Consider the following 5,962-nt stretch of genomic DNA (forward strand, 5'->3'; position numbering starts at 1 on the left):
CCACTTCTCGAACCTCTTGTCACTGTTTCATGAGTCGTTGCTGCTTCCGTTTCTTCTGTAATAATCCAGATTGTTTTCGGGGTGGGAATTTCTGTTGACATAGGATTTCTCAACTACTCTCGGTTTAACTGACTTTTACCAATGCTTCTACTGTTGCCACTCTAGATTCAAGCTCTGCTACCTTTTGGTTCAGTGGCAATGCCTCACCGCATCCCAAATACTGAGACAATGCACCAACCACTACATCCGTTTTGGATGCACCAGTTTGTTCGGCATACTTGTTCAGTTTCTCCAGCAGTTCTGGGGACAATCTAACTACAATTTGAGGTTTGACCATTCCAGGCAACCTTTTCATTAACTGCATGACCACGCATTACTATTATTCCGTGTTTTCACGTAAAATAGCAATAAAACTCGCAAAACTCTTAATTTAGCTAAATTTAGACTATATCCTGCTTGACTGACAAAACTCAAGGAGCATAACAGTACGATTTGACCGTAAACTCTCTTTAGTACTGACTTTGAGCTTGTCTGCGTGAAGCGATCGCAGGTTCTGGGTCAGGTGTACCAAAAAGCTGCAAAGAATGAAAGTCAACCAGGACTATATCTATATATTTTAGCTTTAAGAAGAGATTTCACTGCCCTATATCTGCAATGGTTTTTGACCAAATAATTAAGAGTAATCAGCCTGTAGATAATACTAAAGCATTACATAAAAATAAGTTTTATAAATTTAATTTGGAATAAGCGTTGAGCTTTACTTTCAAATTAAAGTGTTCAAATTATTTCTGCACGACTTTTAACCAATTAGAATTATATAATAATGTTGGATTTACTAAGAAAACCAATATTACATCTACAATCGCAGATCCTGTAACAGCTTCAAACTTATAAACACGGAATAATTTAGGAGTTAAAAAATGTCAGCCTATAGAACAATGATTTGGTTATATAAAAATGATCAGCGCGATTTAAAAAAGCTATATAATATGCCTGTGATACCGAGATTGGGGGAGTATTTCATAGATGGTGGTGGCGTTTACGAAGTTGTTTATATCTCATACGGTATGCGGATAGAAGAATCGGCAGGAGATTATGAATATGATGTTGATATTTACTGTAAGTTTATAGCTAATAGTCAATCTGAAATGTTAAAAAAAGTTGGTATAAATATATAAATCCATTACATCTATGCAAGTCTTAGGTTATGAGGATGACTGCTTTTGTACGACTTTAGCAACTATGGGACTCATGACCGCTTAAGTAACGACGGCATTACGCAGTGACATCCGTCATTTTTGCAGTTGGGGCGGACTTTGGAGGACTGCGCGGCAAGTATCGCAGGTTTTGTCAAAAATATCGGCCAAAGGCTAAACCAGAAAAAAGGAATTATTGGGGTAGTCACTTTTTAACATCGGTGATGAACGGTGGAAAGGCAAAAAAGTCATCGCCAGGGCAGATGAGTTTACCTTGGGATAAGCAGAGGGTGACTGAAAGTACGGAGGTGCATGAGGTAGCAACAAAATTTATTCAGGCAAATTGCTATCAGCCGCCAGTGCCAGGTATCGGTTTTGCGAAATGCTGATTATTGCGTGGAAAATGAGGCTGAAATAAATGGTTACAAACTTTTGAAAGCTTTATAGGTTACAATTCACAAGTTGCAACTTGGCGGTAGTGAGGGTTTCTTACTATTTGATTTGAATATAGTTGTTAGCTGGACGCAAAACGATGAGGGTTTCTTACTATTTGAATATAGTTGTTAGCTGACGCAACGCAAAAATGATTCAAAATTTCTACTGGCCCAATGATCATATACGCCTGATTCCTACTGACCCCATTCGCTGCAAGTATTGCAAGTACCCTCTTACTAATTAATCGAAAAGTACTCGGTAGACCGCCTCTAATACTGTTACTGCTAGGGTTCTCTTTTATATTGTTGATTAGTTCTTCATAACTCATCCAACTGTCTTTTGAGTTACCTTCTGGCTGTCGGTCATTATACCATCCGACGCGCTTGGCAAACTCCAAATAATTTGCCGAATCCTTAGAAGTCCACTCATCTGGTTTGATACCTAGCCTATTCCCAGTGCTAATCCATATCTCCTTCTGTACACTAAAGCCAAAACGGTTGTCTGAGTAGCTGACCCAAAGCTGGTCTATTCTTTGCAAGTCTGAGCAAGAGAAATTATTCATTTGCTCATAATCTAAATATCCTCTTTCTATTTTAGCAATATTAAGTATCAGTTTATATGTTTTACCGTCAGCCGCTTCCCAATTTTTAGCCTTCAAAAAATATTCAAGTTGAGCGTATAAATGTTTTTTTAGCACTGTTTCAACTTCTTTGTCTTGGGGTTTTAGCTTTCTTAAACTTCGATAAACTGATTCAATATTTTCGCCTGTAAGCAACTGATTGCCTTTAGTAAAATCAGTGTCGCTTGGATGAGTTTTTAGAATTTTAAAAGCGTTACTATAAGATTCTATAGTTTTCTGAGTTTGTTTATTTTGCGCTAGTAAATCACCGTGGATTTTATGAAGTAATACTTGAACTTGTAAACGTTGGGTCAAACTTATAACTTTCTGATCAGCTTTGGATAAATATAATTGACTTTTTTGAATTTCATCTTTAGCATTACTCCAGTCTTTTAGTCCTTGGTAGGCTTGTGATTTAGCCGACAGTAATAATGCTTGTTTAAGTTCATGGTTATCAATATTAAATGATACTGCTGCCAGCCTTAAAGCTTCATCTGAGTCTGATGAACTTTGGTTTCGCAATTGTCCAGCTAGTGCTACAAGCTCGCGAACGTTCACAATTTCTGCTTTAGTAGCTTTATTTTTTGTGCTTGTGTTTTTAAGTTCGTTCTCTGTGTGTTCAAGTTTGTTTTCTTTAGTTGTAAGCTTTGCTAAAATTTCTTTTTCTCTATTCCTAGCCTTGTCAAGAGTTTTATTTGCGTTTTCTACTTTTTCTCTTGCTTGTTGTTCTTGCTTTATTACTTGTGCAACATTATTTTTAGCTTTTTGTTCGTTTTTTTGTGTTTCTGTCAGCTTTGTCTGGGCTTGTTCTAAATTTTTATTAGCCCTAGTAATTTGAGCATCAGCAGCTTTAACTCGTTCATTAGCTGCATCAACTTGAGAGTTAGCAGTTTCGACTCGTTTATTGGCTGCATCAACTTGTCTTTTAGCTAATCCACCTACGGTTGCTGCTCCCAGAACTGCAACAACCAAAACAACGACTCCAACACTAATTCGTCGTTGAGCTTTCTTATTGGCCTCACTGAGTAATTGATTTCTTCCCTCTGCTGCCTCCCTATCCTTTCTCTCCCGTTCAAAAGCAGCTTCTTGTTCTTTAGCGGCAATTTCTTCCTGGATCTCTTTCTCTTTACTAGCTGCTAAAAACTGTTTATCCTGGTAACTTAAATTCTTATCCCTCGCCCATTCTTCTGCTTCTTGTAATGCCTTACCCCGTAGTAACCGTGATTCATCAGCACCTCCAGAAACTACCCAAAAACGAAAATTCTCTGAATAGGGACGTAATTTGCCTAACTGGGTATCAATCCACTGCTCGTTAAACACTTGTTCGTAGATGGGATTGTAAACCGTTAAGTGATCATCTCGCTTGACTACTAACCCCGACAGTTGCAATTCCCTTTCTTCGGAAGTATTCTGGAACTTGAGTTTTCCAGCTTGGCGAATCTGCCGATACAACTCCAGCAAGTATGCAGCCTTTTGTTCGTTACTCAACAGGCGATTTCTAATTGTCTTCAAATGCTCCTGTTCGTCCTGAGATTCCCAGTTGTTAATCAAGCAATTGTGCGCCAACTTTGCAATAGACTCAGCTTCCTTTTCTGCCGAGATAAACTCTGTGTTATCTACAACCAACTGACATAACCTTTGAGTGAGAAAAGGCTGCCCTCCTGTCCACTTGAGGATTTCTGCTAAGACTGCCTGGGGATTGTCGCCTTTTTCTGCCAACCCCTTAACCAAAGGTTGCGCTGACTCTAACCCAAAGCCCAAGAGGTCGATTGCTTGACCGATATTAAAAGGAGTCCGTTTCTTGTCGCTAATCAACTCGGCAGGAGCCGCCACGCCCAACAGGGCAAAGGTCAGCCGCTTGTAGTCTGGATTTTCTGCCCGTTTGTTGTAACAGGCGCGAATCAGAGCAAAAAAGTCGTCAGTAAAGGGCAGATTGAGGGTGCTGTCAATTTCATCGATAAAGATGACAATACGCTGATTAATTCCCGGCAGTAGCACCGTTTCGATAAACTCTTCTAACCGTTCCACAGGCGAGAGAAAATCCCTTTCCTTGAGCCAAGTACGGGCATTATCAAGTAAGCTAAAATGGCGGTTTAGTTGGTTGATGATGCCGTTGTACCAGCGTTCTGCCTGCTCAACTTGACTGTCTTTCGCTGAAAAATCTAAGACGATTCCCGCCCAACCCTCTGACTTTAGCCGAGCCAGAGCCCGTACCATCAAGCTAGATTTTCCCATCTGGCGGCAGTTGAGGACGTAGCAGAATTCTTGTGCTTGTAGAGCTTCATATAACTGAATATCTGCTGCCCTTGTAACATAAGAGGGAACGTCTTGACCCAAGGCTCCCCCCACTTGATAGCGATAGCTGCCGTTGTTGACTGACTCCTTCACTCCCTTATCCTCAAGCGCGATTGGAAATAAGGACGGTATAGGCACTCATGGCGGAGAATCACTTCATTCCCCTGTAAGCTGACTAAACCCATCCCATTTAATTTAAAAGCTGACATTGAAGGCAAGCATACGGGTTCTTTTGTTGCCACCACTTGTTGAAAGGCGGCTGCTAATTCTGGGTTTTGCTGTAAATTCCACAAATGTCGCCGCAGGTGTTCGCCATAAATACCCGCATCAGTCGCAGCTGTAACTAGAAATTCGCTTAACGTCAAATCCCCTTGAGCAACGTGATAAAGGGCAAGGCGCACCAGATAGGGATGTCCCCCCACCATCTTCATCAGTTGTCTAGTTTCCTCCGTCCCCCAACTCAGTCCGTGCCGCGCTACTAAATCTAAAACTTGCTCTTGGTTGAACTCTGGCAACTCTACTGCCAGCCCCACGTTAAAGGGAGATGAATTAGTGTCCATTACCACATAAGATTCTGTGGAATGGGCGATCGCTATCCGCAATTTCGCCCAAGTTTCATTCACTTTCGCCTTTTCATTCCAAGAGCGCAACAGGGTTAAAAATTCTTTGGCCACTATATTGTAGGGAAAGAGCCGATCTAGTTCGTCCAATCCCAAAAATAAGGGAACCGTCAAAGGAGCCAATATATACTGCTCAAAATAATCATTGCAGTTTTCCTTGGGGCCGAATAATTCCTCATCCCAAAATTCGGGCACTTGTCGCGGGGATATTCCCAGCTTGCGACTGATTAACGCACAAAACCGTTTCAAGAAAACCGTTAAATCTTCAAAAATTGCCTCATCAGTTTCTAAGAAGTCTAAGCTAGCTGTGCGATAGCCTAGCTCTGCCGCATGATCGCAAATCCGAGCTAAAAGGGAAGTTTTTCCCATCTGTCGGGGGGCTTTGATACGAATCAGTCCAGCGTTTTTTCCAATCTGTTCATAACAACGCGATTCCCAAGGCTCTCGCTGGACGTAAAACCGAGAAGCTAGTTGTATCGTCCCGCCTGGAAGTTCCAGTTCTGCTACGGGCAACGGTGGGCGATCTCCCTTGATCACAATTGGAGTAGGAGTAATTTCCTCGGCTAGGAGTTCAGGTGCTGACCCTGTTGATAAGAGTGAAAGGATTTCCGATAAGATAACTGGAGTGTCTGCCTCAGATTTCCATTGCCGTTGCTGAATGGTTTGCAAGAAACTTCGCTGTTCGTAATTGAGCGGGTCATCAAAAGGTAAATTGACTCTCAATACTGCTCGGTTAAGGAGAAATAGAGGGTAAAACAAAGAAAATAGTGTTCGCGGATGATTGACGCGAATAAAAT

The 5,962-nt window shown here is 41.3% G+C and carries 5 protein-coding genes; 2 read left to right on the forward strand and 3 right to left on the reverse strand.

Annotated features, from left to right (window positions below; all coding sequences use genetic code 11):
- Positions 1–124 precede the first annotated feature (124 nt).
- Positions 125–337 carry a DNA-binding domain-containing protein gene (locus GNF10_RS34230; protein WP_185587126.1) on the reverse strand — a complete coding sequence of 71 codons (213 nt, stop codon included), beginning with the start codon at positions 335–337 and terminating at the stop codon, positions 125–127.
- A 583-nt stretch (positions 338–920) separates the two neighbouring features.
- On the opposite strand from GNF10_RS34230, the gene GNF10_RS34235 reads away from it, so the two are divergent.
- Positions 921–1,178 carry a hypothetical protein gene (locus GNF10_RS34235; protein ID WP_185582142.1) on the forward strand — a complete coding sequence of 86 codons (258 nt, stop codon included), beginning with the start codon at positions 921–923 and terminating at the stop codon, positions 1,176–1,178.
- A gap of 104 nt (positions 1,179–1,282) precedes the next feature.
- Positions 1,283–1,585, forward strand: coding sequence for a hypothetical protein (locus GNF10_RS34240; RefSeq protein WP_311774261.1), 303 nt, complete (start codon positions 1,283–1,285; stop codon positions 1,583–1,585).
- 125 nt (positions 1,586–1,710) lie between these two features.
- On the opposite strand, the gene GNF10_RS34245 is transcribed toward GNF10_RS34240, so the two are convergent.
- Positions 1,711–4,638, reverse strand: coding sequence for an AAA-like domain-containing protein (locus GNF10_RS34245; RefSeq protein ID WP_185582143.1), 2,928 nt, complete (start codon positions 4,636–4,638; stop codon positions 1,711–1,713).
- A partial coding sequence (locus GNF10_RS34250) for an AAA-like domain-containing protein (RefSeq protein WP_221644700.1) occupies positions 4,635–5,962 on the reverse strand: 1,328 nt, incomplete at its 5' end. The genes GNF10_RS34245 and GNF10_RS34250, both read right to left, overlap by 4 nt.

It is taken from the genome of Nostoc sp. UCD121 (assembly GCF_014222285.1).
In the GTDB taxonomy this organism is placed as follows: Bacteria; Cyanobacteriota; Cyanobacteriia; order Cyanobacteriales; family Nostocaceae; genus Nostoc.